Annotated in this window: 25 protein-coding genes and 3 tRNA genes; 1 reads left to right on the forward strand and 27 read right to left on the reverse strand. The window is 36.0% G+C overall.

What is annotated here, in order from left to right; translation table 11 throughout:
• Window positions 1-34: 34 nt before the first annotated feature.
• The 22 genes from I5776_RS21745 to I5776_RS21265 form a co-directional block, all read right to left on the reverse strand.
• Entirely contained in the window at window positions 35-307 is a 273-nt protein-coding gene (locus I5776_RS21745; protein ID WP_343066408.1) for a CxxH/CxxC protein, read from the reverse strand.
• A 53-nt stretch (window positions 308-360) separates the two neighbouring features.
• Window positions 361-1,593, reverse strand: a complete 1,233-nt coding sequence (locus I5776_RS21165; RefSeq protein WP_246483863.1) for a S1C family serine protease — start codon at window positions 1,591-1,593, stop codon at window positions 361-363.
• 209 nt (window positions 1,594-1,802) lie between these two features.
• Window positions 1,803-2,597 (reverse strand): MBL fold metallo-hydrolase, encoded by a 795-nt coding sequence (locus tag I5776_RS21170; RefSeq protein WP_202778435.1) that lies wholly within the window; start codon window positions 2,595-2,597, stop codon window positions 1,803-1,805.
• Between the two features lie 5 nt (window positions 2,598-2,602).
• Window positions 2,603-3,418, reverse strand: coding sequence for a two-component system regulatory protein YycI (locus I5776_RS21175; protein WP_202778436.1), 816 nt, complete (start codon window positions 3,416-3,418; stop codon window positions 2,603-2,605).
• The gene (locus I5776_RS21180; RefSeq protein ID WP_202778437.1) at window positions 3,405-4,739 is read right to left on the reverse strand and encodes a YycH family regulatory protein; all 1,335 of its coding nucleotides are present in this window, start codon (window positions 4,737-4,739) and stop codon (window positions 3,405-3,407) included. The genes I5776_RS21175 and I5776_RS21180 overlap by 14 nt, the downstream gene beginning before the upstream one ends.
• Window positions 4,736-6,550, reverse strand: a complete 1,815-nt coding sequence (gene walK, locus I5776_RS21185; protein WP_202778438.1) for a cell wall metabolism sensor histidine kinase WalK — start codon at window positions 6,548-6,550, stop codon at window positions 4,736-4,738. The genes I5776_RS21180 and walK overlap by 4 nt, the downstream gene beginning before the upstream one ends.
• 4 nt (window positions 6,551-6,554) lie before the next feature.
• Window positions 6,555-7,265 (reverse strand): response regulator YycF, encoded by a 711-nt coding sequence (yycF, locus tag I5776_RS21190; RefSeq protein WP_202778439.1) that lies wholly within the window; start codon window positions 7,263-7,265, stop codon window positions 6,555-6,557.
• Window positions 7,266-7,672: 407 nt separating this feature from the next.
• A tRNA-Phe gene (locus tag I5776_RS21195) sits at window positions 7,673-7,745 on the reverse strand.
• A 19-nt stretch (window positions 7,746-7,764) separates the two neighbouring features.
• Window positions 7,765-7,841: transfer RNA gene (locus I5776_RS21200), tRNA-Asp, on the reverse strand.
• Window positions 7,842-7,872: 31 nt separating this feature from the next.
• A tRNA-Lys gene (locus I5776_RS21205) sits at window positions 7,873-7,945 on the reverse strand.
• A 159-nt stretch (window positions 7,946-8,104) separates the two neighbouring features.
• Window positions 8,105-9,391, reverse strand: a complete 1,287-nt coding sequence (locus tag I5776_RS21210; RefSeq protein ID WP_202778440.1) for an adenylosuccinate synthase — start codon at window positions 9,389-9,391, stop codon at window positions 8,105-8,107.
• Window positions 9,392-9,589: 198 nt separating this feature from the next.
• Window positions 9,590-10,954, reverse strand: a complete 1,365-nt coding sequence (gene dnaB, locus I5776_RS21215) for a replicative DNA helicase (protein ID WP_202778441.1) — start codon at window positions 10,952-10,954, stop codon at window positions 9,590-9,592.
• A gap of 182 nt (window positions 10,955-11,136) precedes the next feature.
• Window positions 11,137-11,586, reverse strand: coding sequence for a 50S ribosomal protein L9 (rplI, locus tag I5776_RS21220; protein WP_202778442.1), 450 nt, complete (start codon window positions 11,584-11,586; stop codon window positions 11,137-11,139).
• Complete coding sequence (locus tag I5776_RS21225) at window positions 11,583-13,556, reverse strand: DHH family phosphoesterase (protein WP_202778443.1); 1,974 nt, start codon at window positions 13,554-13,556, stop codon at window positions 11,583-11,585. The genes rplI and I5776_RS21225 overlap by 4 nt, the downstream gene beginning before the upstream one ends.
• 68 nt (window positions 13,557-13,624) lie before the next feature.
• Window positions 13,625-14,569 carry a YybS family protein gene (locus tag I5776_RS21230; protein WP_202778444.1) on the reverse strand — a complete coding sequence of 315 codons (945 nt, stop codon included), beginning with the start codon at window positions 14,567-14,569 and terminating at the stop codon, window positions 13,625-13,627.
• Window positions 14,570-14,679: 110 nt separating this feature from the next.
• Window positions 14,680-16,695 carry a methyl-accepting chemotaxis protein gene (locus tag I5776_RS21235; protein WP_202778445.1) on the reverse strand — a complete coding sequence of 672 codons (2,016 nt, stop codon included), beginning with the start codon at window positions 16,693-16,695 and terminating at the stop codon, window positions 14,680-14,682.
• A 185-nt stretch (window positions 16,696-16,880) separates the two neighbouring features.
• The gene (gene rpsR / locus I5776_RS21240) at window positions 16,881-17,117 is read right to left on the reverse strand and encodes a 30S ribosomal protein S18 (protein ID WP_058005131.1); all 237 of its coding nucleotides are present in this window, start codon (window positions 17,115-17,117) and stop codon (window positions 16,881-16,883) included.
• 31 nt (window positions 17,118-17,148) lie between these two features.
• Window positions 17,149-17,661 carry a single-stranded DNA-binding protein gene (gene ssb, locus I5776_RS21245; RefSeq protein ID WP_202778446.1) on the reverse strand — a complete coding sequence of 171 codons (513 nt, stop codon included), beginning with the start codon at window positions 17,659-17,661 and terminating at the stop codon, window positions 17,149-17,151.
• A 64-nt stretch (window positions 17,662-17,725) separates the two neighbouring features.
• On the reverse strand, window positions 17,726-18,013 hold the full coding sequence (gene rpsF / locus I5776_RS21250; RefSeq protein ID WP_202778447.1) for a 30S ribosomal protein S6: 288 nt from the start codon (window positions 18,011-18,013) through the stop codon (window positions 17,726-17,728).
• A 314-nt stretch (window positions 18,014-18,327) separates the two neighbouring features.
• Window positions 18,328-19,428, reverse strand: coding sequence for a redox-regulated ATPase YchF (ychF, locus tag I5776_RS21255; RefSeq protein WP_202778448.1), 1,101 nt, complete (start codon window positions 19,426-19,428; stop codon window positions 18,328-18,330).
• Window positions 19,429-19,600: 172 nt separating this feature from the next.
• Complete coding sequence (locus tag I5776_RS21260; RefSeq protein ID WP_202778449.1) at window positions 19,601-19,798, reverse strand: DUF951 domain-containing protein; 198 nt, start codon at window positions 19,796-19,798, stop codon at window positions 19,601-19,603.
• Window positions 19,798-20,679, reverse strand: coding sequence for a mechanosensitive ion channel family protein (locus I5776_RS21265; protein ID WP_202778450.1), 882 nt, complete (start codon window positions 20,677-20,679; stop codon window positions 19,798-19,800). The genes I5776_RS21260 and I5776_RS21265 overlap by 1 nt, the downstream gene beginning before the upstream one ends.
• A gap of 171 nt (window positions 20,680-20,850) precedes the next feature.
• Between I5776_RS21265 and yyaC the strand changes: the two genes are divergently transcribed.
• Window positions 20,851-21,471 (forward strand): spore protease YyaC, encoded by a 621-nt coding sequence (gene yyaC, locus I5776_RS21270; RefSeq protein WP_202778451.1) that lies wholly within the window; start codon window positions 20,851-20,853, stop codon window positions 21,469-21,471.
• Between the two features lie 97 nt (window positions 21,472-21,568).
• Here yyaC and I5776_RS21275 read toward each other — a convergent pair whose 3' ends face one another.
• The 5 genes from I5776_RS21275 to rsmG form a co-directional block, all read right to left on the reverse strand.
• Window positions 21,569-22,285 carry a DUF554 domain-containing protein gene (locus I5776_RS21275; RefSeq protein WP_202780895.1) on the reverse strand — a complete coding sequence of 239 codons (717 nt, stop codon included), beginning with the start codon at window positions 22,283-22,285 and terminating at the stop codon, window positions 21,569-21,571.
• A 48-nt stretch (window positions 22,286-22,333) separates the two neighbouring features.
• Complete coding sequence (locus tag I5776_RS21280) at window positions 22,334-23,185, reverse strand: ParB/RepB/Spo0J family partition protein (RefSeq protein WP_202778452.1); 852 nt, start codon at window positions 23,183-23,185, stop codon at window positions 22,334-22,336.
• Window positions 23,178-23,939, reverse strand: a complete 762-nt coding sequence (locus I5776_RS21285) for a ParA family protein (RefSeq protein ID WP_202780896.1) — start codon at window positions 23,937-23,939, stop codon at window positions 23,178-23,180. The genes I5776_RS21280 and I5776_RS21285 overlap by 8 nt, the downstream gene beginning before the upstream one ends.
• Before the next feature lie 139 nt (window positions 23,940-24,078).
• Window positions 24,079-24,927 (reverse strand): nucleoid occlusion protein, encoded by an 849-nt coding sequence (noc, locus tag I5776_RS21290; protein ID WP_202778453.1) that lies wholly within the window; start codon window positions 24,925-24,927, stop codon window positions 24,079-24,081.
• A gap of 200 nt (window positions 24,928-25,127) precedes the next feature.
• Window positions 25,128-25,844: a 16S rRNA (guanine(527)-N(7))-methyltransferase RsmG gene (rsmG, locus tag I5776_RS21295; RefSeq protein WP_202778454.1), complete on the reverse strand. Its 717-nt coding sequence runs from the start codon at window positions 25,842-25,844 to the stop codon at window positions 25,128-25,130.
• Between the last annotated feature and the right edge of the window lie 22 nt (window positions 25,845-25,866).

A 25,866-nucleotide genomic window follows, 5' to 3' on the forward strand; every position in this document is an offset into this window, starting at 1 on the left:
TCCACAAAAACTATCCACATTTTGTGTGGGAATATTAGTTCCCTACCATATATACTGCAAGAAGATTACAGTATTCACAGGTTGTGGATAATGATTCATCTTCTTTCAGTTCTTTAAAAATTGGTGCTAATGCGTTTTCATAAATCGCTTTATCTAAGGCGATTTCAACATGTTCTTCGCATACATAGGTCTTCATAAAAAACCAACCTTTCCTAGCATTTTTATCCTGTAATGATTGTCCAAATGCTATTTTACCATTAATTTTTCCGTTTTCATAAAAAGTAATTAAGCATATAGTTATCCACATAAAAAGGGAAGCGATTTACCCGCTTCCCTTTTTGCAATTATCCACATTGTGAATTATAATCTTGATTCATTTGTTAATTTCAATGTTGCTTCTTTTTCTTTTCCTTGGCGATAGTATTTCACTTTCATTGAATCGCCTGGTTTTTTATTATTGTATAAGTATTTTCTTAGTTCTAGGATGTCATTTACTTTATGACCATCTAATTCGAAAATTACATCCATTTCTTGCATACCTGCTTCTGCAGCTGGAGATCCTGGAGAGACACTTTCAATCATGATACCTTGTGTCACACCTTTTGGAAGTCGTAATGTTTCTTGTTGGTGGTAGGCAGGAACATCACTGACGTTTTGCAGTGTTACACCCATCGCTGGACGTCGAATTTTTCCATACTTCTCTAAATCATTTATTACCGGTTCCGCAGATTTGATTGGAATGGAGAAACCGATTCCTTCGACAGCTTCTTGAGCAATTTTCATTGAATTAATCCCAACCACTTGACCCGATACGTTTACAAGTGCACCACCGCTGTTACCTGGGTTAATGGCAGCATCTGTTTGTAATACTTCTGCTTCCCAATCCTCTAGTCCATCATTATTTAAGTCCATAGGGACCGTACGATTCACACCAGAGACAATTCCTTGTGTGACTGATCCGGCAAAGTTTTCACCAAGCGGATTTCCAATCGCAATAACCGGTTCACCAAGCTTTAACTTATCGGAATCTCCAAACTGGGCAACGGTCGATACATCTTTACCATCTACTTCAACAACCGCTAAATCAGTCCAAACATCACTTCCTAATAATCTTGCCGATAATTTTTTTCCGTTAGAAAGTGTGACTTCAAGTTGATCCGCACCTTCAACAACGTGATTATTAGTTACGATAAATGCCTTTCCATTTTCCTTTTTATAGATTACACCTGATCCTGAGCCGGTTTCTTGTTCACCTTTTCCTTGACCTTGTCCTTGCTGTGACCAGAAGCCTTGTGATTGGATATTGGCAATCCCGACAACTGCTTTCTCAGCCTTTTGAACCGCTTTCGTTACATCTGTCGTAACATCTAAAGAAACTGATTTGCCCGTAATATTATTTTGGCTATTTTGAGCATTTTCAACTGCTGTTTGTTGATCAGAAGATCGATTGAACACATTACCGAGTGAAGGGAAAGCAATCATTACGAGTAATGCTCCAATAATTACTCCGACTAGACCGGAAATAAAGGAGCCGCCTTTTGATCCCTTTGGTCGTTGACTGCGACCTTCATCATTATCATCATAATAACCCACGTTTACCAATCCTTTCTTTCTTCAAAAGCCATCTATTTTTTAGTTTACCTTCTATATGCCCTTATTATAATCAGCAATTATTAAAATATCATTAAACAGAATTAAGAAATTTCTATTTAATCAATTAAGACAATTGAAATCGTCTATTTTCCACGCAAAAAAGGGCAAAGATTCTTTTTATAAAGAACCTTTACCCCTTTTTTTATTTTTTATACTGCCGATAGTGGGGTTGGAATTTTTGGATCGGTATCAAATAAATCAAATTGATGACCAATTCCCACTCCCCGTGCTTCTAACGTCTGAGCCACACTCATTCTTGCCAAATCCTTCATATTATTATCAAGGCTTAAGTGGGCAAGGTAAATACGCTTTGTTGCATCCCCAATGACTTCACTCATAGCAATCGCTGCATCCTCATTTGATACATGGCCGACATCACTTAAAATACGTCGTTTAATACTCCAAGGATATTTACCCATACGCAACATTTGGACATCATGATTGCTTTCAAAGATAAACACATCCGCATTTGAAATAATGCCTTTCATTCGATCACTGACATATCCTGTATCAGTAATGACGACAAGTTTTTTTGATCCACTTCTAAACACATAAAACATCGGTTCGGCAGCGTCGTGGGAAACGCCGAACGATTCAATATCAAGTGAACCAAAGGTTTTGACAGTTTCCATATCAAATGTAAATTTTTGCTCGACAGGGACAACTCCGATAAGACCGTCCATCGCTTTCCACGTTTTCTCATTTGCATAGATTGGTAATTTATATTTGCGTGCTAGAATTCCGACACCTTTAATATGATCACTATGTTCGTGGGTAACAAGAATTCCGTCTAAGTTTTCTGGTTTGCGATCAATTTTTTGAAACAAGGCTTCCATTTGTTTGCCGCTAAATCCAGCATCGACTAAAAATGAATGGTTTTCTGTTTCAACATATGTCGCATTTCCTGTACTTCCACTAGCAAGTACACTAAAATGCAATGACATTATTTTCACTCCAATGTTTCAGTTTCTTTATCATTTTTCGGGATTACTCGTCCTTCTATGGCGTTTACAAATAAGTCATCATAAACTTTGCCGTGTTTAACGACAAAATGCCAGGTCGGAACAAGCATTTGTGATTCCGTTTGTGGAATTAATGTATAATAACCTAATTCAGCCTTAACAACTTCACTTTTCGCCAAAATCATATTCTTGGCATAAAGATTACTAATCGCTGTAATAATTGGTAGCGCCTTTTCTCCGCCTCTTTTTTCCATCTTTTCTAAAATCGTTTGTTTATACGATACAATTTCATTTTTATCATTCAGAATTAAAACCAACTGACCGCTTTCATTTTTGAAAAATTGTTTATCCTCATATGCCTGATAAAATATGATTTCATTCTTATCTTTGTTGTATCCCCAATATTTATATTGACTTCCATACAATATATTTTCTGATTCTGATATGAATGTTTCTAGTTGAATTGGGTCGGAACTGGATTTTAGTTTAACTGGCTTTTTAAAAGTAGCAAATAAAGACGTTTTATTTGGTCCAATAGTTACTGTTTGATTGGCTAAATCTTTTATGTCCTTTTCGGTAAATTTCTTTGTTTTTGCATTTACATACTGAACTTTAATCGATTCAGATGGCAAGGTTATATTATAAGTAATCTTTGCATCCTCTAACCGATCCTCTATTGAAGGATCTTCCTTTAATTGCTCAATTTTGCTATCACTATATTGTCTGGAAAATTGGACAAATAAAAAGATATCAAGGATTAGGAAGACGATAATAAACATTGTTTTTGTTTTATTCCAATCCATGCTGCTCCCCCTTAATATCCTCAGACATCAATGGCAGCCACTTACCGTCATACTCATAATACCATATCGGTTCAAAGGTCATCACTTTTTGTTTAGAATCATATTCTAACCGATACCCAACCGATAGATTATTAATTTTTTGTTGATCAATATCAAGGTTATCTAAATAACCTAACACCATTTCGGTAGAAGGAAGCTTTACTTCCTCATTATCTATAGGTACTAGTGAAGAAAAATTGATGTATGGCCGTTCATATTCATAAATGATTTGGGCTTCTCCCCAATTGAGTGTTACGTCTGCTATATGGTCCGGATATTCTGTATTAAATGCAGGAATTCCATCTTTGAAAAGGCGAAAAACCACTTGGTTTTTATTCACATCCGTACTAAAGTAGCGAAAATCATCTTTCCATCCACCATTATTATTGACGAAATCATTGCTCCGCTTTATTAGATTATTACTGTGAGTAACAATCCCGGGATTCTCACTTGGATTAAAGAAATCTATTGATCCATGATCTAAATTTGCTCTCATGAAACTTGATCCATCTTGATATTCTATATTATTTCCTTCTTGGCTTTTTTCTACTATTTTGGGTACAGGGAATAAGGCATCTTTGAATTTTTCTACGATTGATAAATCATTTTTATCCCACAAATAACTATATCTCGTAACAGTTTGTACGGAAGTAGGTAATAAAATTTTCTTTTTATTATTTAACTTATATACCTGATATGGCCTATACAGATTCATTTTGTTATTAATTTTATTTACAAAGGCTTGTAGGCCAGTATAGCTTGCGGATCCATTGAACACCTTTTTTTCCTTCGTGTTAATAAAATAAACAGATGTAGCCTTCTGTGCAGGATTGGAAATGTCGATCACCAATCGGTCAAACCCTTCAAAAGGAACCCTTTTGTCATTAACATGGATAACACCTTTAAATGTATCGAAAGGAATTAGATCTGAAAAATAAAGTTCTAATTTTTTTGACCCGTAAAAAGTTTTTTGAAATTCATCACCTTTATAACGCTTGGCAGTACCAATGTCATAAAACTTAAAGCTCCCAATCTCATTCATAACCCGATCAATTTCTGTTTCTTCAGTTGTCCCGCTGTATGAATTATGATCATGAAGAAATATTTTCATTGGCTTAATAATTTCTTTTAGTTCCTTTTGTTCAACATTTTCCGTATCAGGTGTTTCTGTATTATTAATGGTTTCGTAATTTACTTGGAATGTCCACAAAGTCCATGTCAAATAAATACTGATGGCAACTAGGAAGACTAAAAATATTGTTTTCATCGTTTCGTATCTCATAACCAATCATCCTCTTGAGAACGATCATATGGAAGTGTTAAATAGATCGTTGTCCCTTTTCCTTCTTCACTTCTAGCCCATATCTCCCCGCCATGTGCCTCAACCATTTCCTTGGCTATAGCTAGTCCAAGTCCTGAACCGCCCATTTTTCTAGTCCTCGCTTTATCCACACGGTAGAAGCGTTCAAAAATCTTTTTCAGGTTGTCTTTTGGTATCCCCATTCCTTGATCGGAAATACTTAGTTCAATCAATTCATCAAGTTCTCGTGCTCTAAACGTTATTTTTCCACCCTCTGGAGAATATTTCAACGCGTTTGAAATAATATTATCAAGCACTTGAGTTAATTTATCTAAATCAACCTCTACAAATAAATCCGCGTTAGGTAGTTTTCGCTTAAATGTAACGTTTTGTTCCTTTGCCATTTCGAAACGATCAATGACATGATGGAAATATTCAATGATATTAACCCATTCTTTATTTAATTGATAATCTCTGCTATCCATTTTTGATAGCTTCAATAAGTCATTGACTAAGCGAATCATTCTTTCCGTCTCATTTTGAGTAACTGTTAAAAATCTCGGAGCAATCTCTTTATCTTCCCATGCTCCATCAGCCAATGCTTCTAAATAGCTTCGCATCGTTGTAAGTGGCGTTCTTAATTCATGGGAAACATTTGATACAAACTCTCTTCGTTCCATATCTATTTTTTCTTGCTCAGTAATATCATGCAACACAGTAATTAACCCACTAACAAATCCTGTTTCACTCTGAATAACGGAAAAACTAGCACGTAAAATATACGGCTCATCCTTTTTACTATAATCCAAAATAACCGAGTCCTGCTCATTTAGTAAATCCTCAAAATGATGTAGGTCCTCAATCTTTAGTAAGGAAACAAGCTCTTGCGAAAGAACTGTTTCACGTGAAACATCCAGCATATCTGCTGCCGGCTCATTAATTAAAATAATTTTCCCTCTTCGATCAGTCGCAATTACACCGTCCGTCATATGGGATAGAATAGAAGAAAGTTTTCTTCGCTCTCCCTCGGTTGTTGCCTGTGATTCTTGTAGCTTTTTCGTCATATGATTAAAGCTATACGCTAACTGTCCGATCTCATCGTTTCCGTACACTTTCACTTTTCGAGAAAAGTTTCCTTTCGCCATTGCCAATGCCTGTCTGCGCATATCGGAAATCGGTCTGGTGATTGTTTGAGCTAGTACAATCCCAAGGATTGCTGTAATAACCATAGCGATCGCTGTACCTTTGGTAAAAATTCCATTAATTTCATTAATTTCTTTATATACTGTTTCAATTTTACCGACGATATAGATGTAGCCCTCTTCATTGCTGCTTAAATTGATTGGATCTACTAAAATCCATATCCTGCTTCCGGACTCATCAACAAAACGCTTACTCCATCTATTTCCGGATGTAATCGCCCTTCTCACATTGATATCTGCAATTTTTTGACCGACAATTCCTTGACTTCCGGTATCAGACGTACTAAGTATAGTTCCACTGCTATCAATTAAACGAATTTCAGCAATTTCTCCACGTGCATTGTCTTTTAATATATTTTGTATTTTATCTATACTGTCTTCATTCGTTTCTCCGGTTTTCATCGCCTCACGAATGAAGTATTCTAAACTAGTCACTCTTCCTTTAATAGAGCTCGTAAAGTTTTCTTGTAGTTTTTTTTCTAATTTATCAACAAAGTAAACCCCAATAATTTCCATTGATACTAATGTTAATAAAAGGAAAATTAAGACAAACTTTAAATGGATTGACTGGAAAAAACCAACCTTCTTCATCCCATTACTCCTGCTCAGGATTACGCAAATAATAGCCTACTCCACGGCGTGTAACGATCCATGCAGGATGGCTTGGATTATCCTCTACTTTTTCTCGTAAACGCCTTACGGTAACATCAACAGTTCGTACATCACCGTAATAGTCATATCCCCAAACCGTTTGCAGCAAATGTTCTCTCGTCATCACTTGACCGATGTGTTGAGCTAAATAATATAGTAACTCGAACTCCCGATGTGTTAACTCTATCGTTTCTCCACGCTTAGAAACGATGTATGCATCTGGGTGAATAACTAATGAGCCAATAGTAATTTCATTGCTCTTTTCTTCTTCTTCAGCTACGGATGCTACTTGTTGGTGACGTCGCAAATTAGCTTTCACACGTGCAATTAATTCTCTTGTACTAAAAGGCTTCGTTACATAATCGTCTGCCCCGAGCTCTAGACCGATTATTTTATCAATTTCTGAGTCCTTTGCTGTAAGCATGACAATCGGCATCTCATATTTTTTTCTTACTTCTCTACATACTTCTATTCCATCACGCTTTGGCAGCATAATGTCCAATATTAATAAATCAGGGTTGATTTCCTCAACCATTCTAATCGCTTCCTCACCGTCATATGCACAGTAAACGGTGTATCCTTCTTTCTTTAAATTAAATTGAAGGATATCAGCAATTGGTTTCTCATCATCAACGACCAATATTTTTTTATCCATGTTATTACTCCCTTTATATTCAAATAAATTTTATTTTAATTATAATGTATTGTAATACGCTAAAAATTATCCACTTCCTCTATTTTACTGTAACATGTTCTATACGTGAATTCATCTTTTAAGGATAATTGATTTTTTCCAACTCTTCCAATTGTTTTTTTATGAATAAAAAACCTCTAGACTTTGCTAGAGGCACTTTATTCATATATTAAAAGTATGTTTATTGTCTTTACTATTTAGTTTATATTGAAAAGGGTGGTTGATTTCCACTACAGGTACTCGCTTTCCGCTCCAATCAACACTGAATCGATAATCAGCATTAAATTTTAACAAAGCCAATATTTATAAAAAAAAATAAATAAAAAAGCATTGCGAGAGTCTTATGTCATCGCAGTGCTTTTTGATGATGGCTCGGGACGGAATCGAACCGCCGACACATGGATTTTCAGTCCATTGCTCTACCGACTGAGCTACCGAGCCATATATGTATGTTGTAAAATGGCGGTCCGGACGGGACTCGAACCCGCGACCTCCTGCGTGACAGGCAGGCATTCTAACCAGCTGAACTACCGGACCAAATGTTATTATCAAAAAATATTTTGAAGGATGAGCCATGAAGGACTCGAACCTTCGACCCTCTGATTAAAAGTCAGATGCTCTACCGACTGAGCTAATGGCTCATGTTTAAGGAATTTAATATTTCGTAACAACGTATTTTATATTACCATAACATTATTTCATAATGCAACAACTTTCGGCAAATTTCGTAAAAAAATTTATTCTTTCCTTTTTACAAATAAAAAATGAGGATGATCGAAAACTCATCCTCATTTCCTAATTTATCTCCAAACACTATGAACAATATTAGTTTGTGAACGGTCTGGTCCAACAGAGAAGACAGACAATGGAATCCCTGTTAACTGTGAAACGCGTTCTAAATAGTGACGAGCATTTGCTGGTAACTCATCTAACGTTTTGCAGCTTGTGATATCTTCCGTCCAACCAGGTAACTCTTCATAGATTGGTTCACATTCAGCAAGAATATTGAGATTTGCTGGAAACTCTTCAATAACTGTATCTTTATATCGATAGGATGTACAAATTTTAACTTTCTCAATTCCTGTTAATACATCAATAGAATTAAGGGAAAGATCGGTAATACCACTAACACGGCGTGCATGGCGAACAACAACACTGTCGAACCAGCCAACACGTCTTGGGCGTCCCGTAGTTGTACCATATTCACGGCCAACCTCGCGGATTTGATTACCTATTTCATCATGTAATTCTGTAGGGAATGGACCATCTCCTACACGAGATGTATATGCTTTTGCTACACCAACCACATGATTAATTTTCGTAGGACCAACACCGGAACCAATTGTTACTCCACCAGCAATCGGATTGGATGATGTTACAAATGGATATGTACCTTGGTCAATATCCAGCATAACTCCTTGCGCACCTTCAAAAAGAACACGGCGTCCTTCATCTAAAGCATCATTTAAAACAACAGATGTATCACAAACATATTGTTTAATTTGTTGTCCGTACTCATAATATTCATCCAATATTTCTTCTAATGAGAATCCAGTCGTTTCGTAGAAACGTTCTAACAAACGATTTTTTTCCTCTAAATTACGAGCCAATTTTTCTTCAAATATTTCTCGGTCAAGAAGATCAGCCATACGGATACCAACACGTGCAGCTTTGTCCATATATGCTGGTCCAATTCCCTTTTTCGTTGTACCTATTTTATTGGCACCTTTACGTTCCTCATCCATCTCATCAATTTTCAAATGATACGGAAGAATCACATGGGCACGATTACTAATTCGTAGATTATCTGTAGAGACTCCTCTATCATGCAATCCTTTTAATTCTTGAACGAGTGCCTTCGGGTCAACTACCATACCATTTCCAATAACACTGATCTTTTCTTTATAAAAAATCCCAGAAGGAATTAAGTGTAATTTATATGTTTCGCCATGAAAACGAATCGTGTGACCTGCATTATTTCCACCTTGGTAACGTGCAATAACTTCTGCATTTTCAGAAAGAAAGTCTGTAATCTTTCCTTTTCCTTCATCGCCCCATTGAGTTCCGACTACAACTACTGATGACATAATAAGGCACCTCCAAATTTTTTTACGTTCTATACCTTTTACCCTACTTATTTTAACAATTAATATAAAAAAGTCAATCGAAACACGAACATTTATGAGGTTATTCATCTATTTTATTCGTAATTATGTAAAATATAAAAAAGAGAACTGGTAACCTCCAATTCTCTTTATCTAGCATTACTATTTTAGAAACCACTCTTAAGCACCCGCAGGAACTTGAGCATCATCAAAACGACGTTCTAAATTAACAAATTTATTATATTCTTTTACAAAAGCTAATGATACCGTTCCAACAGGGCCATTACGCTGTTTAGCAATGATAATTTCGATAATATTTTTGTTCTCACTTTCCTTATCATAATAATCATCCCGATAAAGGAAAGCAACGATATCTGCATCTTGCTCAATACTTCCTGATTCACGAATATCAGACATCATTGGTCGCTTGTCTTGACGTTGTTCAACACCACGAGAAAGCTGTGATAGGGCGATAACTGGTACCTCTAATTCACGCGCAAGAGCTTTTAACGATCGTGAAATTTCCGAAACTTCCTGTTGTCGGTTTTCGCCTGAACGTCCATTTCCTTGGATTAACTGTAAATAATCAATTAAGATCATTCCAAGACCATGTTCCTGTTTCAATCTTCGACATTTGGAGCGAATTTCACTTATTCGTATACCCGGAGTGTCATCTATAAATATCCCGGAATTTGAAAGGCTCCCCATTGCCATCGTTAATTTTCGCCAATCTTCATCCGTTAATGATCCCGTCCGCAAGTTTTGCGCATTAATATTCCCTTCTGCGCAAAGCATACGCATGACTAATTGTTCCGCTCCCATTTCAAGACTAAAAATCGCTACATTTTCGCCGGCCTTTGTTCCGACGTTTTGTGCAATATTCAAAGCAAAAGCTGTTTTACCTACTGAAGGACGCGCGGCAACAATGATTAAATCATTTCGTTGGAAACCTGCTGTCATCCGGTCTAGTTCAGCAAATCCGGTAGGAATCCCGGTAATATCACCTACTCGGTTATGCAATAATTCGATATTATCATAGGTTCTTACGAGCACATCTTTAATATTATGAAAGGCACCTGCATTTTTTCTCTGAGCAACTTCCATAATGTTTTTTTCTGCCTCATTTAATAAGGCATCGACTTCATCTTCCCGAGAATAACCTTCCTGTGCAATCGTTGTTGCCGTCCGGATTAATCGGCGCAGAAGAGATTTCTCTTCTACAATTCTCGCATAATATTCAATATTTGCAGCTGTTGGAACAGATGCCGCTAATTCACTTAAATAAGATATTCCACCAACATCTTCTAATTGTTTAGCAGCAGCTAGTTCTTCAGAAACGGTTACCAAATCAACCGCTTTACCTTCATCATTTAGCTTTAGAAAAACGTTAAAAATCTTTTGATGGGCACTACGATAAAAATCTTCCGGAATCAATGCTTCAGAGGCCAAAATCAATGAAGCTGGTTCCAAAAAGATTGCCCCTATAACTGCTTGCTCTGCTTCTATATTTTGAGGCGGCATACGATCCGCAAATAAATCACTCATTGAAATAAACCCCCCATTCCATTTATGGGTTATACATATTCAACATAAAGCCATAGAAAAAAAGTGATCAATCATAATCGATCACATTTAATTCCTTCTTTATTTCCGCTCTTAATCTTACTTATCTATTCTATCATGAAGTTATTTCTTATGAAGCTGGCAAATTTAACAAGAAATATTTTTTAGTTTTCTTCTTTTACATGTACATTTAATGTTGCTGTTACTTCGGAATGAAGTTTAACAGGGACCTTAGTGACACCTAAAGTACGAATGGCATCTTCCATTTCAATTTTCCGTTTATCAATTTTAATATCATGTGCCTTTTTTAATTCCTCTGATATTTGTTTGCTCGTAATCGATCCGAAAAGACGGCCACCCGTACCAGATTTAGCCTTCAATTCGACAGTAATTTGTTCTAATTTTTCTTTCAACTTTTTCGCTTCTTCTAGCTCTTCAGCTGCCAATTGCTGTTCCTTTTTCTTTTGCGCATCAAGGCCCTTTAAGTTTCCTGCGGTTGCTTCTACAGCCAATCCTTGCTTAAGTAAAAAGTTATGAGCATATCCATCTGCTACATTTTTTGTTTCTCCTTTTTTCCCTTTTCCTTTAACATCCTTTAAAAAAATTACTTTCATGATTGTTGACTCCCTTCTAAATAATCATCTATTGCTTTCATTAGTTGCTTTTCAGCTTCTGCAATTGTCATATCTTGAAGTTGCGTGGCTGCATTTGATAAATGACCGCCGCCTCCTAGACTCTCCATAATCACTTGAACATTCACTTTTCCTAATGAACGTGCACTTATCCCTATCTCTTCTTCTGACCTTTTAGAAATAACAAAAGATGCCTGTACTCCATCCATTGTAAGTAACGTGTCTGCCGCTTGTGCAATTAATACGGAATTATACACTTCATCATCAGTACCTGTGCCAACAGCGATACCGTCATGGATAAATTTAACACTCTCGATTAATTTTGATCGTTTTATATATGTTTCCAGGTCTTCTTTTAAGAACTTCTGTACCAAAACAGTATCCGCACCCTGGGCGCGTAAATATGAAGCCGCATCAAATGTTCGTGACCCCGTTCTTAACGTGAAACTTTTTGTATCGACAATTATTCCCGCTAAAAGAGCTGTTGCTTCAAGCATATTAATTTTTTCCTTTTTCGGTTGGTATTCTAATAACTCTGTGACAAGTTCGGCAGTGGAGGAAGCATATGGTTCCATATACACTAGAAGTGGATTTTTTATAAAATCCTCACCGCGTCGATGATGGTCGATAACAACTACATTTTCCATCCTTTTAATGAGTTTTTCTTCAATGACAAAGGATGGCTTATGTGTGTCCACAATGACTAACAAGGACTCTTCTGTCGCCATTTCCATCGCGTCCTCCGGCGAAATAAAGCGGGAATATAAATCTGGATATTGCTTTACTTCGTCAATAAGACGTTTAACACCTGTATCAATCTCTGAAAAGTTGATAATAATATATCCTTCGATCTGATTCATTTCGGCTACTTTACGGACACCAATAGCTGCTCCAACTGCGTCCATATCAGGAAACTTATGACCCATTACAAAAACTTTATCGCTCTCAAGCATCAATTCCTTTAATGCATGGGAAATCACTCGTGCACGTACTCTTGTACGCTTTTCCATCGGGTTTGTCTTCCCGCCATAAAATTTCACTTTTCCATTCATTTGCTTTATGGCTACTTGGTCTCCACCTCTACCGAGGGCTATGTCCAAACTTGATTGGGATAGAGTACCTAAATCGGGCAACGAATGTCCATCAGCACCGATGCCTATACTTAATGTTAGTGGAATATTCTGCTTTGTAGTTGTTTCACGGACTTCATCTAAAATGGAGAATTTATTCTTCTCTAACTCATTAAGAATTTTTTCATTGAACACTCCGACAAAGCGTTCAGAGGATACCCTTTTTAGAAAAATCCCGTACTCTGTTGCCCATTTATTTAGAATTGACGTCACTAAACTATTAAGACTACTTCGTGTTTGATCATCCATTCCTTGTGTTACTTCATCATAATTATCTAAAAAGATGATGGCAATGACTGTTCTTTCCTCATTATACAACTTTACAACTTCGGCCATTTCTGTGACATCTAAGAAGTAAAGTAATCGTTCTTTGTGTTTCAGTGTAACGCGGAATTTTCGCCCATTTATTGTAATTAGCTCAGAATCAACTTCTTGCTTAATTAATGGTACTAGATCTTCTGCAACATCATATAGTGATTCCCCGACAAGCGTATCTTCATTAAAGCTGGAGACCATGAACTGATTTGTCCACTCGATAAAGTAATCATCATTGATCAGCATAATTCCAATTGGCATTTCTAATAATGCCTCTTCACCAACCTTTTTTATTCGGTGCGATAAAGTGGAAATATACTCAAGGGTTGCCTTATTTGACCTTTGTTCAAGAAAAAAGGCTAGATAAAACAAAATTCCTATCAGTAGAAGCCCAATAACCGTAATCCACCAATGGTAAAAAGCAATGAGTGCTAAAAGGGCTAAAGAAACCGCTAGTAGTCCATATAGTGGATAACGTACCATTCGATTTTTATAATATGAAGGCATGTTTATTCTCTCCCATTTAATTCAAAACTCCCGGTAATTATTCCTTTACCCATCATTCATTGCAAGGGTTATGGTGATTTTCTTTTAATTAATTGTCGCAAATTAAAACCTAAATCCATTATACCTAATATCCTTATTAAATATTGAAGAGGGAAGAGTAAAAATGAAAAAATTATAATCAACACCGGAATTGCTTTTGGCCACTTTTTTTCGTAGCTATAAAAGAAAAGGAAAGATAGCCCCTGAAGTAACATTAATAATTGTAAAACAAAATTTAAGTTAGCTAATGCTGTGTTTAAAAAATCTCCTTGTTCAGGCCTTAGAATAAGCGTCAATATAATCGTTATTAAATAATACCATAATATGCTTCTTGGTAATTGTAAATCCCGAAAGGAATTCCACTTTGGAGCGTCGATTTGGAAACGCCTTGCAATTGGTAAATTAATCGATAACAATATCCAAATAATAAGGAAGGAAGCTATTACAAGTAAGCTAGGTAATAAGGTTGTAAACGAATTCAGAATGGTATTGAATTGATCCATAAGCTGGTCAGTTGTTCCCTTGTCTACAGCTTCAAAAATTTGCATCGACTTATTCATTGATTCGCGGACCATTTTAATTGTGTCTTTTAAAATGTCTATCTTAAAAAGGACGACCGAAACAATATACTGACCGATTGTATTTAGTAAGAACATGATACTTGCAGCTATGTATAGGAATGTTTTTGACTTTTTCTTTTGAATGCTATAACCGATAACCATTCCTGTCGTACCGTAGGCGATTGCTACTGGAATTAATAACAATGTTCCTACAAGTGCTGAAATAATAATTCCTCCAATTAAGAGGATAAACGAATATTTTAAAGGATATTTAGCACTGTAGAGGATGAACGGTAATAATAGAAAGGCAACTGCAATCAAAGACAAAAATGGAATATAGTTAAAAATCAAAAGTAAAATCGTGAAAACAGCGAGCATTAAAGCTCCTTCCGTTAACATTTTTGTTTTTTTCATTCTTTCACCTCATGTTTCTATTAGGTTTATACTACCATATGAAGGAAGACTAGACAAAAGAAACAGTGCCCTTTATTCAAAGACACTGTTTTTAAAGAACCATTAACTTTCTAATGACTATTCAACTTAAAATGGCTAATGACACCTTGTAAATCATAGCTTAATTCTGTTAAATTACTTGCCAATTCAGCGACAGATTGAATTGCCTTTAACTGTTCATCCGTTGAAGCGCCAACCTCTTCGCACGCTGCAGCTGTTTGTTCTGACATGGCCGCCATGTTTTGAATAATATTTACGACTTCGTCTTTGTGCGTAGATACATCTTGTATCCCATTATATACGGAAGAGATTGATTGCTGCATCGCATTCATAATCTTGGCTATTTCTTCAAAGGTTTGATTGGTTTCATGGACTACTTCCGATTGTTGCATCCAGGTTTCCTTTGTTTTCTTCATTTCATCTACTACTCGATGGGTTCCGTCTTGTATATCCAGTATCGTTTGCTTTACTTGGTCTGTTGCCTTAACAGACTGTTCTGCCAGCTGTCGAACTTCTTCGGCTACTACCGCAAAACCCTTTCCATGCTCACCAGCACGTGCAGCTTCGATACTAGCATTTAATGCTAATAAATTCGTTTGAGAAGCAATTGATGTAATCGTTTGAATAACTGTCTCTATCGAGTTAATTTTCGTTGATAAGTCTAAAACAACCGAAGACATCGATTGAATATATTGATCTGCCGCATTAAAGGAAACTTTTAAATCTTGCATTTTACTAATACCTAAATGATTCATTTCATTTGTTTTTAATGCAAGGTGACTCATCTGTTCTGAATTTCCATGTATATCATTAATTTTTGAGCTTAAGCTTGTAGAATTAATATTGGCCATCTCAGCATCCTCTGCTGACTTAGACGCGCCTTGAGCAATCTCATTAACAGCTAATGCCATTTGTTCACTTGAAGCGTTTGTTTCTTCTGCACTTGCACTTAAATTTTCTGCAGTTTCCCTAACTTTTGAAATGGATCCATTTACAACCGTTATAATTTGTTTTATTCTTTCAATCATTGAGTTAAAGCTGTTGGCTAATTCTCCAATCTCATCTTTTGACTTTACATTTGCGTACGCTTGTAAATTTCCATCCGATAATTGACCCATCGCTGCTTTTAATTGATTTATTGGCTTCGTAATTCGGATTGAAACATAGGATAACACAATAATTGATAAGATAAGCGTTGACACACCGATAATAATTAAAATAGTTTGTATATCTTTTGCCAAAACTAATAGATTACTTTGATTGTATAGTGCACCTATTTTCCAACGATTTGTTAAATTTGTACTATAAACAAGTACTTTACTATTTTTTCCTTCCTGATAGTTAATAATTCCCCTTTCCTTATTATCCTTCATCATTTGTTCAATATACGGAAGCTTAGTTAAATCCTCTCCTCGGGAATCTTTATAGATGATAGACTTTCCGTCATTATTGACGATAAACGGGATCCCTTTATAGCCCAGCTTCATATCGGATATTCGATTGGTGATCTCGGACATTTTAATATCTGCTCCAATTACACCAACAACCATGCCCTTTTTTACAACAGCTTTTGAAGCAGTAATAATATATTCATTTGTTGCACGGTCTTTATACGGTTCGGTCCATACAACCCTACCTGTTGTGGTAATCGCATTTTTATACCAATTTTGTGTAGTAGGGTCTTCTTCCGTTGGCAAATTAAATTTCGGTACAGTTACAATTTTTTTATTCGTTGTTGCAAAGTATGTAGATGTTGCTTCCTTATATGTATTTAAATAACCCGCTAGTACTTCTTTAACATCTTGGTCATCTTGCTTTCCATTCCCTTTTCCAATAGAAAGTCCCTGATAGCCATAATCCTGTATCTTTTCATATGAACTAATTTGTTCGATGCTCTTTTCGTATTGGTTAAAATACAGTTGAATAGAGTAGTTTAGTTCATTAACCATTCTATCTGTTTCAGAAATAACATTTTCTTTTGTTTTTTTACTCGCTTGCCATGTTGTAATGACAATCATTGCTGTAAACGAAACAATTAACAAAATGGTCACAGCAAGAATAAACTTAAATTTAATAGATTTAAACACTATCTCTTTAACACCTGCCTATATATATGTCCTTTAATATTGGAACTACTATTTTTAATTTCGACAAATTTCATCAATTGTTTAGAAAACCGCAATTTGTTGTAATATTCTAATTAGGGTTAAAGGGGTAACAAAAACAAACAAAAAAAGCTATTGGCCTTTTGGACCAATAGCTTAATTTATTATTATTCACCAGATACATATGGTAATAAAGCCATAGTACGAGCGCGTTTAATAGCAATCGTTAATTTACGTTGGTATTTTGCGCTTGTTCCAGTTACACGACGTGGAAGAATTTTTCCACGTTCAGAGATAAACTTTTTCAAAAGATCTACATCTTTGTAGTCGATATGTGTAATTCCGTTAGAAGTAAAGTAACACACTTTACGACGTTTACGTCCGCCTCTGCGTCCACCTGCCATGTTATTTCCCTCCATTTCTTAATAGGTATCGTTAGAATGGAAGATCATCGTCTGAGATGTCAATCGGTTGACCATCATTTGAAAATGGATCTTCATCTACTCGTGTATATCCTTGGTTTCGTTGATTCTGATTTTGGTTTTGGTTGAATGGTGTGTTTTGATTTCTCTGACCACCGCCATAAAAATCATTGTTACCACCCTGCTGATTAGGGTTAGCATTAGCATTTCTTGGCTCTAAGAATTGAACACTTTCTGCCACTACTTCAGTAACATATACGCGTTTCCCATCTTGTCCTTCATAATTACGAGTTTGCAAACGACCGTCAACACCCGCTAGACTTCCCTTTTTCAAGAAGTTCGCAACATTTTCAGCCGGTTTACGCCATACTACACAATTAATAAAGTCCGCTTCCCTTTCACCTTGTTGATTCGTAAACGTACGATTCACAGCAAGAGTAAAAGTGGCAACAGCAACCCCACTTGGAGTATATCGTAAGTCTGGATCTTTCGTTAATCGACCTACTAATACGACTCGGTTCATCATCAGAATCAACCCCTTCCTTTTTAAAAACTATGTTCCACGTGAAACACAGCTACCATTTATATAATTACTCTTCTTCTTTAATAACGATGTGACGGATAATGTCGCCACTGATCTTAGCAAGACGGTCAAATTCTTGAACCGCTTCTGGGTTAGCATTTACAGTTACTAAACGGTAAAAACCATCACGGAAGTCTTCGATTTCATACGCAAGACGACGCTTACCCCAGTCTTTAGATTCGATGATTTCCGCACCTTGAGTTGTTAATACGTTATCAAAACGTTCAACGACAGCTTTCTTAGCCTCATCCTCAATATTTGGACGGATAATGTACATAACTTCGTACTTTTTCATCTTTCTGTCACCTCCTTATGGACTATGCGGCCCTTTAATAAGGGCAAGGAGCAATGTTAATATACGTTCATTACTCACAAGTAGTAATTATAGCACATTACATATTCAAGTGCAATGGCAGTCCAATTTTTAAAATTTAACTTGTTGTTTTCATTATAACACAAACATTTGTTCTGTTAAACATTTATATTGAACTATCTTTTAAAAACTTCCTATTAGAAAAGCGCAAGTCCCTTGCTCATCGACATGAATTCCAAAAAAGTTTATGCGCTTACCTACAAAAAAAGGTGGCTCAAAGAGCACCACCTTTATTATTAAACATTAAATCTAAAATGCATGACATCGCCATCTTGTACAAGGTATTCTTTTCCTTCTAGGCGAACTTTTCCAGCTTCTTTTGCTGCAGTCATTGAGCCGCCAGCAATAAGATCATCGAATGAAACAGTTTCTGCTCGAATGAAGCCTTTTTCAAAATCAGTATGGATAATACCCGCACATTGTGGTGCCTTCATTCCTTTTTTAAATGTCCAGGCACGAACTTCTTGAACTCCGGCTGTAAAATAAGTCGCCAATCCAAGTAAGCTATAAGCGGCTTTAATCAATTGATCCAACCCTGATTCTTCAATTCCAAGTTCAGATAGGAACATTTCCTTTTCATCATCGTCTAATTCAGCAATTTCCTCTTCAATCTTCGCACAAATAACTATTACCTCTGCACCTTCATTAGCTGCATAGTCACGCACCTTTTGAAGATTACTATTGCTAGAAGGATCCGCTACTTCATCTTCACCGACATTAGCAACATAAAGAATTGGTTTGCTTGTTAACAAATGAAGGCCCTTCACAAGCTTTAGTTGCTCTTCAGTAAATTCAACTGCACGAGCAGGCTTATCCGATTCAAGTGCTTCTTTTAATTTAGCTAGTACTTCAAACTCTGCTACAGCTTCTTTATCTTTTTGTTTTGCCAATTTTTCTACACGAACAATTCGTTTGTCTACTGTCTCTAAATCTGCTAAAACAAGCTCAAGATTGATTGTTTCAATATCATCAATCGGGTCTACCTTTCCCGATACGTGTGTAATATTTCCATCCTCAAAGCAACGAACTACATGACAAATAGCATCTACTTGACGGATATGCGAGAGGAATTTATTTCCAAGTCCTTCTCCTTTACTTGCACCTTTCACAATACCTGCTATATCAGTAAATTCAAACGCGGTTGGAACAGTTTTCTTTGGTTGGACGAGCTCTGTTAATTTATTTAGACGTTCATCTGGAACTTCTACTATCCCTACGTTTGGATCGATTGTACAAAATGGATAGTTCGCTGACTCTGCTCCAGCTTTCGTGATTGCATTAAATAAAGTAGACTTACCAACGTTTGGCAATCCTACTATCCCTGCTGTTAGTGCCATTATGAGTCACTCCTCTTGAAAAAATATCTATATTATTAGAATGAATTTATCGATTCTTACATACCTTTCACAATTATATGGATAAACCTTGTGGAAATCAACAATCTTTTAGAACCGTAATGTAAATCTACTATTTAATTTTTATTTCCCAAATGATAAAAAAAGCATGAATCTACTCTTCATGCTTAATAAGTATTTTCTTCATTTTCCTAGAAAATTCCCTTCGCGGGATCATCACACTATGTCCGCATCCTTCGCATTTAATGCGTATATCCATTCCCATACGAATGACTTTCCATCGATTTGTTCCGCATGGGTGTTGCTTTTTCATTTCTACAACATCATTTAGTCCAAATTCCTTTGGTTCCATCAGTTATCCCCCCTTAATTCTTCATTATTTCTTGAATACATGACAAGCTTCGGAAACGGAGCATGAATCCCATGCTGATCGAGTGTCTGCTTGACCTCTTTTCTTATGGCCCTGGCTATATACCAATGCATCATTGGCACCGTTTCAGCTATTATTCTTAATTGTATATCAGATGTTCCTAATTTTTGAACTCCGAGCAATTCCGGTTTATTAATGATTTCTTCATACTTATCCTGAAGTCCTTCCAGTAACTCTTCGATTATTTCTTCCGCTCTCTCAATGTTTTGTTCATACGGAATATTAATATCAACAACAGAAATACTATTATTAATGGAGTAATTTGTAACCTCTGTTATATTTCCATTTGGAAGAATATGTACTTCCCCTGTCCAGCTTTTTATCTTTGTAGTACGCAGTCCAATTTCATCAACGGTCCCCACAAACTTTCCAACACCTACATAATCGCCAACCGAAAACTGATCCTCAAAAATAATAAAGAAACCGGAGATAATGTCCCGCACCAGACTTTGAGCTCCAAATCCAACAGCTAATCCAACAATACCCGCTCCTGCAAGCAGACCTTTTACATCTATATTTAATGAAGAAAGAATTGTAATTAAAGCAATAAAATAGATTAGATAGGTTAAAACATTTTCTAAAAGCTTTAACAGCGTATTCTCTCTTCGTTCTGATACTCGTAAAGGGGATTTCGCCCGTACTTTAAACACATTTCGTATCGTTGCTCTTCCAATTCTAATTATAATGGATGCAACAATTAGAATAATAAATATTTTTAGAACCAATTCTCCTAAATGTATCCACAATTCTCGATCGAACAACTCACCCGCAATTTTTTCAGTGGACTTTTCTAAAGAATTCAATTAAAACACCAACCTAAAAAGGATTCAATTCTAAAAAAATAGCATAAAAAGACATGCAAATAAACTAATTATCATCAATAATTTTTTATTTTCCCCAAAACCACTTCCTTTATGTATAGAAAAATACTTTCCTCCGTATACTGTTAATACTATTAACGAGGAGTGGGCGAAATGAATCTAGGGAAAAGGTTTTTTGAACAGAAGGTTGATGAAAGAAAGATCCCTCATGATGAACTGGCAGCAAAAGAAATCATTTCTTCACAAATTTTATCGATGCTTCCGATAAAAGACGATCAGCCTATCATCATTGTCTGTATTGGAACAGATCGTTCAACTGGTGATTCATTAGGACCGCTTACCGGAACATTTCTTCAAGAAAAAGGTCCATCGGTATTCTCGGTTTATGGTACGTTAGATGACCCTATACATGCAGTCAATTTAGAGGAGAAATTAAAAGCCATCCATGGAATGCATGAAAATCCATTCATTATTGCTATCGATGCATGTCTTGGAAAACTGAAAAGTGTTGGAATGATTCAAATTATGGATGGACCTGTAAAACCTGGTGCGGGTGTCAAAAAGGAATTACCAAGCGTCGGAGATATGCATATTACCGGAATCGTTAATGTTAGTGGTTTTATGGAATTCTTTGTTTTGCAAAATACTCGACTAAATTTAGTGGTCAAAATGGCTAAAACAATTGCAGGTGGCATCTATCGTGCAAGCCGCGCATACCAACATCCTCAAATACATGAGTTAGATTGGGATAATAATCAGGAACGGACAATCTGACATATCAGGGAAAGTTTAAGCTTTCCCTTGTATCCCAGAGATAAATGCAGATTCTGACAGCTTTTATTTACAATACTTCTATCCATAAGCAACAAATTTAAGAAAAGAGATTCTTATAAAAATAAATAACTGAAACAATAATTGCCACTACTAAAATTCCTGGAAGCAAATTTGCCACTCGAATCTTCGTTATTCCCGCAATATTTAAACCTATTGCAACGATCATTATCCCTCCAGTAGAAGTCATTTCAACAATAAATGAATTCATAAGTGAATCGGGTATAATTCGATCAATTTGCGTAGCAAAAATAGCTATTAACCCCTGATAAAGAAATACTGGAATGGCGGAAAAAATGACCCCGATTCCTAAAGTGGTGGTCAAAATTAACGCTGTAAATCCATCAATAATTGCCTTTGTATATAAAACATTATGATCTCCACGTATCCCGCTATCCAAGGCACCAATAATTGCCATAGCCCCAATGACAAATATTAGTGTTGCAGTAACAAAACCTTCGGAAATATTTCCTTGTCCATTCGAACCAACCCTTTTTTCCAGCCAGTTTCCAAGTTGATTTAATTTCTCCTCTATCATCATAAGTTCACCGATGACAGCTCCAAATACTAAACTCAAAATAACAATCAAAAAGTTTTCGCTTTTTAACCCCATTTGCAATCCCAAAACAATAACTGCAAGTCCAATAGCGTACATAACAGTTCCTTTTACTCTTTCGGGAATTTTATGTAGAAGTTTCCCAAACAATGATCCGATAACGATACAAACTCCATTTACAATAGTTCCTAAAAGTACCATAAATCCACCTGCCATATGAAAAAATAAACCATCTACATAGATGGCCTATCAATCGTTATTTTTATCTAGTAGTTCTAATATTCGTTCCAAATCTTCATCAGAGAAAAACTCAATTTCTATTCTACCTTTTTTCTTTGATTTCTTAATTGATACTGTCGTACCGAACCTTTCCCGTAAAACACCTTCAGTCTCGCGGATGAATACATTTTTTTCCTCTTTTGGTTTTTTTGTTTCACGTGGAACATTATCATTTAACTGCTGTACCAATTTTTCTAGTTGACGAACATTTAGTCCATCATTTATTACCTTTTCAACTACCGCTAAAAGTTTATCCTTTTTCTTAAGGCCTAAAAGGGCACGCCCATGACCCATAGAAATTTCCCCATCCGTGATAAGTGTTTGGATTTTGTTGGGTAATGCAAGTAATCTCAAGTGGTTCGCGATATGTGGCCGGCTTTTACCAAGCCGCTTTGATAACTCTTCTTGCGTTAATTTTAGTTTTTCCATTAACATGTGGTACGCATTTGCTTCCTCAATAGGGGATAAATCCTCCCGTTGTAAATTCTCAAGGACAGCAAGTTCCATCATTTGTTGTTCAGTTAAATCACGAATAACAACAGGCACTGTTTGAAGTTTTGCTTCTTTCGCCGCACGAAAACGCCTTTCTCCTACAACTATTTCATACCCTTTTATACTTTTGCGAACGATAATAGGCTGCAGGATTCCATGCTGTAGAATTGAATCTTTTAATTCCTCAATCGCTTCAGGCTGAAATACTTTTCGTGGTTGATAAGGATTCGGTCTTATTTCCTTTAGCTTAATCTCTTGCACAGAATCATCTTTATTTACATCAACATTAGCGAATAATGCATTAATACCCTTTCCAAGTCCTTTAGCCATTCATAGCCACTTCCTTTGCTAAATCTAAATAGACCTCAGCCCCTCTGGATTTAGAATCATAAATAATAATCGGTTCCCCATGGCTAGGTGCTTCACTTAATCGAACATTACGAGGAATAATAGTCCGATAGACTTTATCTTGGAAATACTTTTTTACTTCTTCAATAACTTGGATGCCTAAATTCGTTCGAGCGTCCAACATTGTTAGGAGTACCCCTTCTATTTTCAACTCTTGATTTAGATGTTTCTGAACTAAACGTACTGTGCTTAGTAACTGACTTAATCCCTCTAATGCGTAGTACTCACATTGAACCGGAATTAACACGGCATCCGAAGCGGTTAGCGCATTCAGAGTTAATAACCCTAAAGACGGGGGACAATCAATTAGAATATAATCATAATCATCCTTTACTGTCGCCAATGCGCGTTTTAGTCGTACTTCTCGAGAAATAGTTGGTACTAGCTCTATTTCCGCCCCAGCTAATTGGATTGTTGCGGGAACTGAATCTAATCTTTCTACTCCCGTAGCTTTAATTACTTCTTTTATATCAATATCATCAACCAGAACATCATAAATACACTGCTGGACATCACCTTTATCAATACCTGCTCCACTAGTTGCATTCCCTTGTGGGTCTATATCAACTAATAGCACTTTTTTTCCAATATGTGCTAAGCAGGCACCCAAGTTTACTGATGTAGTCGTTTTACCGACTCCACCTTTTTGGTTGGCAATTGAAATAATTTTGCCCAAGCGTGTCACCTACTTTCAACTTCCTATTAAATTGGCAATCATATTATCTATTTTAGCAAAATTTCATATAGAAGGTTTAGTTTTATGTAAAAAAAAAGAGAAACTTAAAAAAACAAGCTTCTCTTAATCTAGTTATTTATTATTTTTTCGGAATCTTAATCGTAATTTGATAGTATTCATCAAACTCTTCTTCTTCTGAGTTTAGTTTGATTCCATTATCCTCGACCATTGTCAAAGATTGCCTAATAGTATTAACAGCGATTCTCATATCTTTACTAAATGCCTGACGACGTGGTTTTTGTTTCCGTTCCTTTTTATTTAATAATCGCTCAACATATTCTTCTGTCTGCTTTACATTTAAATTTCTTTCAATAATGTTCGCTAAGAGAGTAATCTGCTTTTCCGGATCTTTTAATGGAATTAAGGCACGAGCATGGCGTTCAGAAATCAACTTTTGCAATAATGCATCTTGAACTTCTTGAGGAAGTTTTAATAATCGCAGTTTATTGGCAACCGTAGATTGCCCTTTTCCTAAACGTTGTGCTAACGCCTCTTGAGTTAAGTTATGTAATTCCAAAAGTTTCCCGTAAGCAATCGCCTCTTCAATTGGTGAAAGTTCTTCTCGTTGTAAATTCTCTATTAAAGCGACTGAAGCTGTCTCTGTATCATTTAAATTTTTTATTATTGCTGGAACAGTTTCCCATTCAAGCAATTGCATAGCCCTATATCTTCGCTCACCAGCAATGATTTCAAATTGACCGGAACTATATTCACGAACAACAATTGGCTGAATGATACCATGGGTATGTATGGTGCGCGCTAATTCTTCAATTTTATCCTCATCAAATACTGTTCTTGGTTGAAAACGATTGGGTACTATGCAAGAAATAGGAATCTTCCTAACTTCTTCATTTTCATTTACTATTTCTCTTTCCGACTCTTCCACCTTTTCGCCCACACCAAAAAAACGAGAGAAAGGATGCTTCATCGACTGACACCACCTTTAAGAGACTCCCTATCTACCTACTCTTTATTATAAGACAAGTTCCTGCATTTTCGTTGGTTAATTTTCGAGTTTTTCTTACACGTTTAAACAAAAAATATTAAGTAAATCAAATTTTACGTAGAAAATCCGCAAATAAACAAGAAGATTCAATTATTGTGACAATTAACTTTTTCATTATTTCTTCATTCTAATGGCATTTTATTTGGTGTTCCCGGTTTTCGAGGATATTTTTTAGGTGTTTGTTTGTTTTTCTTAATAACAATAATATTTCGTTCGCTTTCTTCATATGGCAATGTAAAAGAGTATGTGTTCTCCACATCTGCGCCAAGTAAGCGGATTGCCTTATTCGCGCTTGTTAACTCTTCCTTTGCATTTGCTGCCTTCATAGCGATAAACATCCCTCCTTGTTTTACAAGAGGAATACATAATTCACTAAGTACCGACATTCTAGCCACAGCCCTAGCTGTTACAATATCATACTTTTCCCTGTGTTCCGTCCTTTTTCCAAAAGTTTCAGCACGGTCATGATAAAAGAAAGTTCCTTCTAATTCCAACTCTTTTGCAAGATGCTCTAAAAAAGTAATTCGCTTTTGAAGCGAGTCAACAATTGATACTTGTAACTCCGGGAAACAAATTTTCAAAGGAATACTTGGAAATCCAGCCCCAGCTCCTACATCACAAATATGATAAGGCTTGTTTAAATCAACATAAAAGGAAGCGGTAATAGAATCAAAAAAATGTTTTAAATACACATCACTTTTTTCAGTAATTGCAGTTAAATTCATTTTTTCATTCCATTCTACTAGCAACTCAAAATACCGATTAAATTGTTGTAATTGCTTAGAGGAAAGAGAGATGCCCTTTTCCTCTAAGAGAGTTGTAAATTGCTCAATATTCATAAATTCATTCCATCCTTACTGG

Origin of the sequence: Heyndrickxia vini, from assembly GCF_016772275.1 — a bacterium.
In the GTDB taxonomy this organism is placed as follows: domain Bacteria; phylum Bacillota; class Bacilli; order Bacillales; family Bacillaceae_C; genus Heyndrickxia; species Heyndrickxia vini.

Bases quoted from the DNA above. Each gene is read 5' to 3' on its own strand.
- I5776_RS21745 (WP_343066408.1), bottom strand. From the start codon at position 307: ATGTGGATAACTATATGCTTAATTACTTTTTATGAAAACGGAAAAATT.
- I5776_RS21170 (WP_202778435.1), bottom strand. From the start codon at position 2,597: ATGTCATTGCATTTTAGTGTACTTGCTAGTGGAAGTACAGGAAATGCG.
- I5776_RS21175 (WP_202778436.1), bottom strand. From the start codon at position 3,418: ATGGATTGGAATAAAACAAAAACAATGTTTATTATCGTCTTCCTAATC.
- I5776_RS21180 (WP_202778437.1), bottom strand. From the start codon at position 4,739: ATGAGATACGAAACGATGAAAACAATATTTTTAGTCTTCCTAGTTGCC.
- walK (WP_202778438.1), bottom strand. From the start codon at position 6,550: ATGAAGAAGGTTGGTTTTTTCCAGTCAATCCATTTAAAGTTTGTCTTA.
- yycF (WP_202778439.1), bottom strand. From the start codon at position 7,265: ATGGATAAAAAAATATTGGTCGTTGATGATGAGAAACCAATTGCTGAT.
- I5776_RS21210 (WP_202778440.1), bottom strand. From the start codon at position 9,391: ATGTCATCAGTAGTTGTAGTCGGAACTCAATGGGGCGATGAAGGAAAA.
- dnaB (WP_202778441.1), bottom strand. From the start codon at position 10,954: ATGAGTGATTTATTTGCGGATCGTATGCCGCCTCAAAATATAGAAGCA.
- rplI (WP_202778442.1), bottom strand. From the start codon at position 11,586: ATGAAAGTAATTTTTTTAAAGGATGTTAAAGGAAAAGGGAAAAAAGGA.
- I5776_RS21225 (WP_202778443.1), bottom strand. From the start codon at position 13,556: ATGCCTTCATATTATAAAAATCGAATGGTACGTTATCCACTATATGGA.
- I5776_RS21230 (WP_202778444.1), bottom strand. From the start codon at position 14,569: ATGAAAAAAACAAAAATGTTAACGGAAGGAGCTTTAATGCTCGCTGTT.
- rpsR (WP_058005131.1), bottom strand. From the start codon at position 17,117: ATGGCAGGTGGACGCAGAGGCGGACGTAAACGTCGTAAAGTGTGTTAC.
- ssb (WP_202778446.1), bottom strand. From the start codon at position 17,661: ATGATGAACCGAGTCGTATTAGTAGGTCGATTAACGAAAGATCCAGAC.
- rpsF (WP_202778447.1), bottom strand. From the start codon at position 18,013: ATGAAAAAGTACGAAGTTATGTACATTATCCGTCCAAATATTGAGGAT.
- ychF (WP_202778448.1), bottom strand. From the start codon at position 19,428: ATGGCACTAACAGCAGGGATAGTAGGATTGCCAAACGTTGGTAAGTCT.
- I5776_RS21260 (WP_202778449.1), bottom strand. From the start codon at position 19,798: ATGGAACCAAAGGAATTTGGACTAAATGATGTTGTAGAAATGAAAAAG.
- yyaC (WP_202778451.1), top strand. From the start codon at position 20,851: ATGAATCTAGGGAAAAGGTTTTTTGAACAGAAGGTTGATGAAAGAAAG.
- I5776_RS21275 (WP_202780895.1), bottom strand. From the start codon at position 22,285: ATGGTACTTTTAGGAACTATTGTAAATGGAGTTTGTATCGTTATCGGA.
- I5776_RS21280 (WP_202778452.1), bottom strand. From the start codon at position 23,185: ATGGCTAAAGGACTTGGAAAGGGTATTAATGCATTATTCGCTAATGTT.
- noc (WP_202778453.1), bottom strand. From the start codon at position 24,927: ATGAAGCATCCTTTCTCTCGTTTTTTTGGTGTGGGCGAAAAGGTGGAA.
- rsmG (WP_202778454.1), bottom strand. From the start codon at position 25,844: ATGAATATTGAGCAATTTACAACTCTCTTAGAGGAAAAGGGCATCTCT.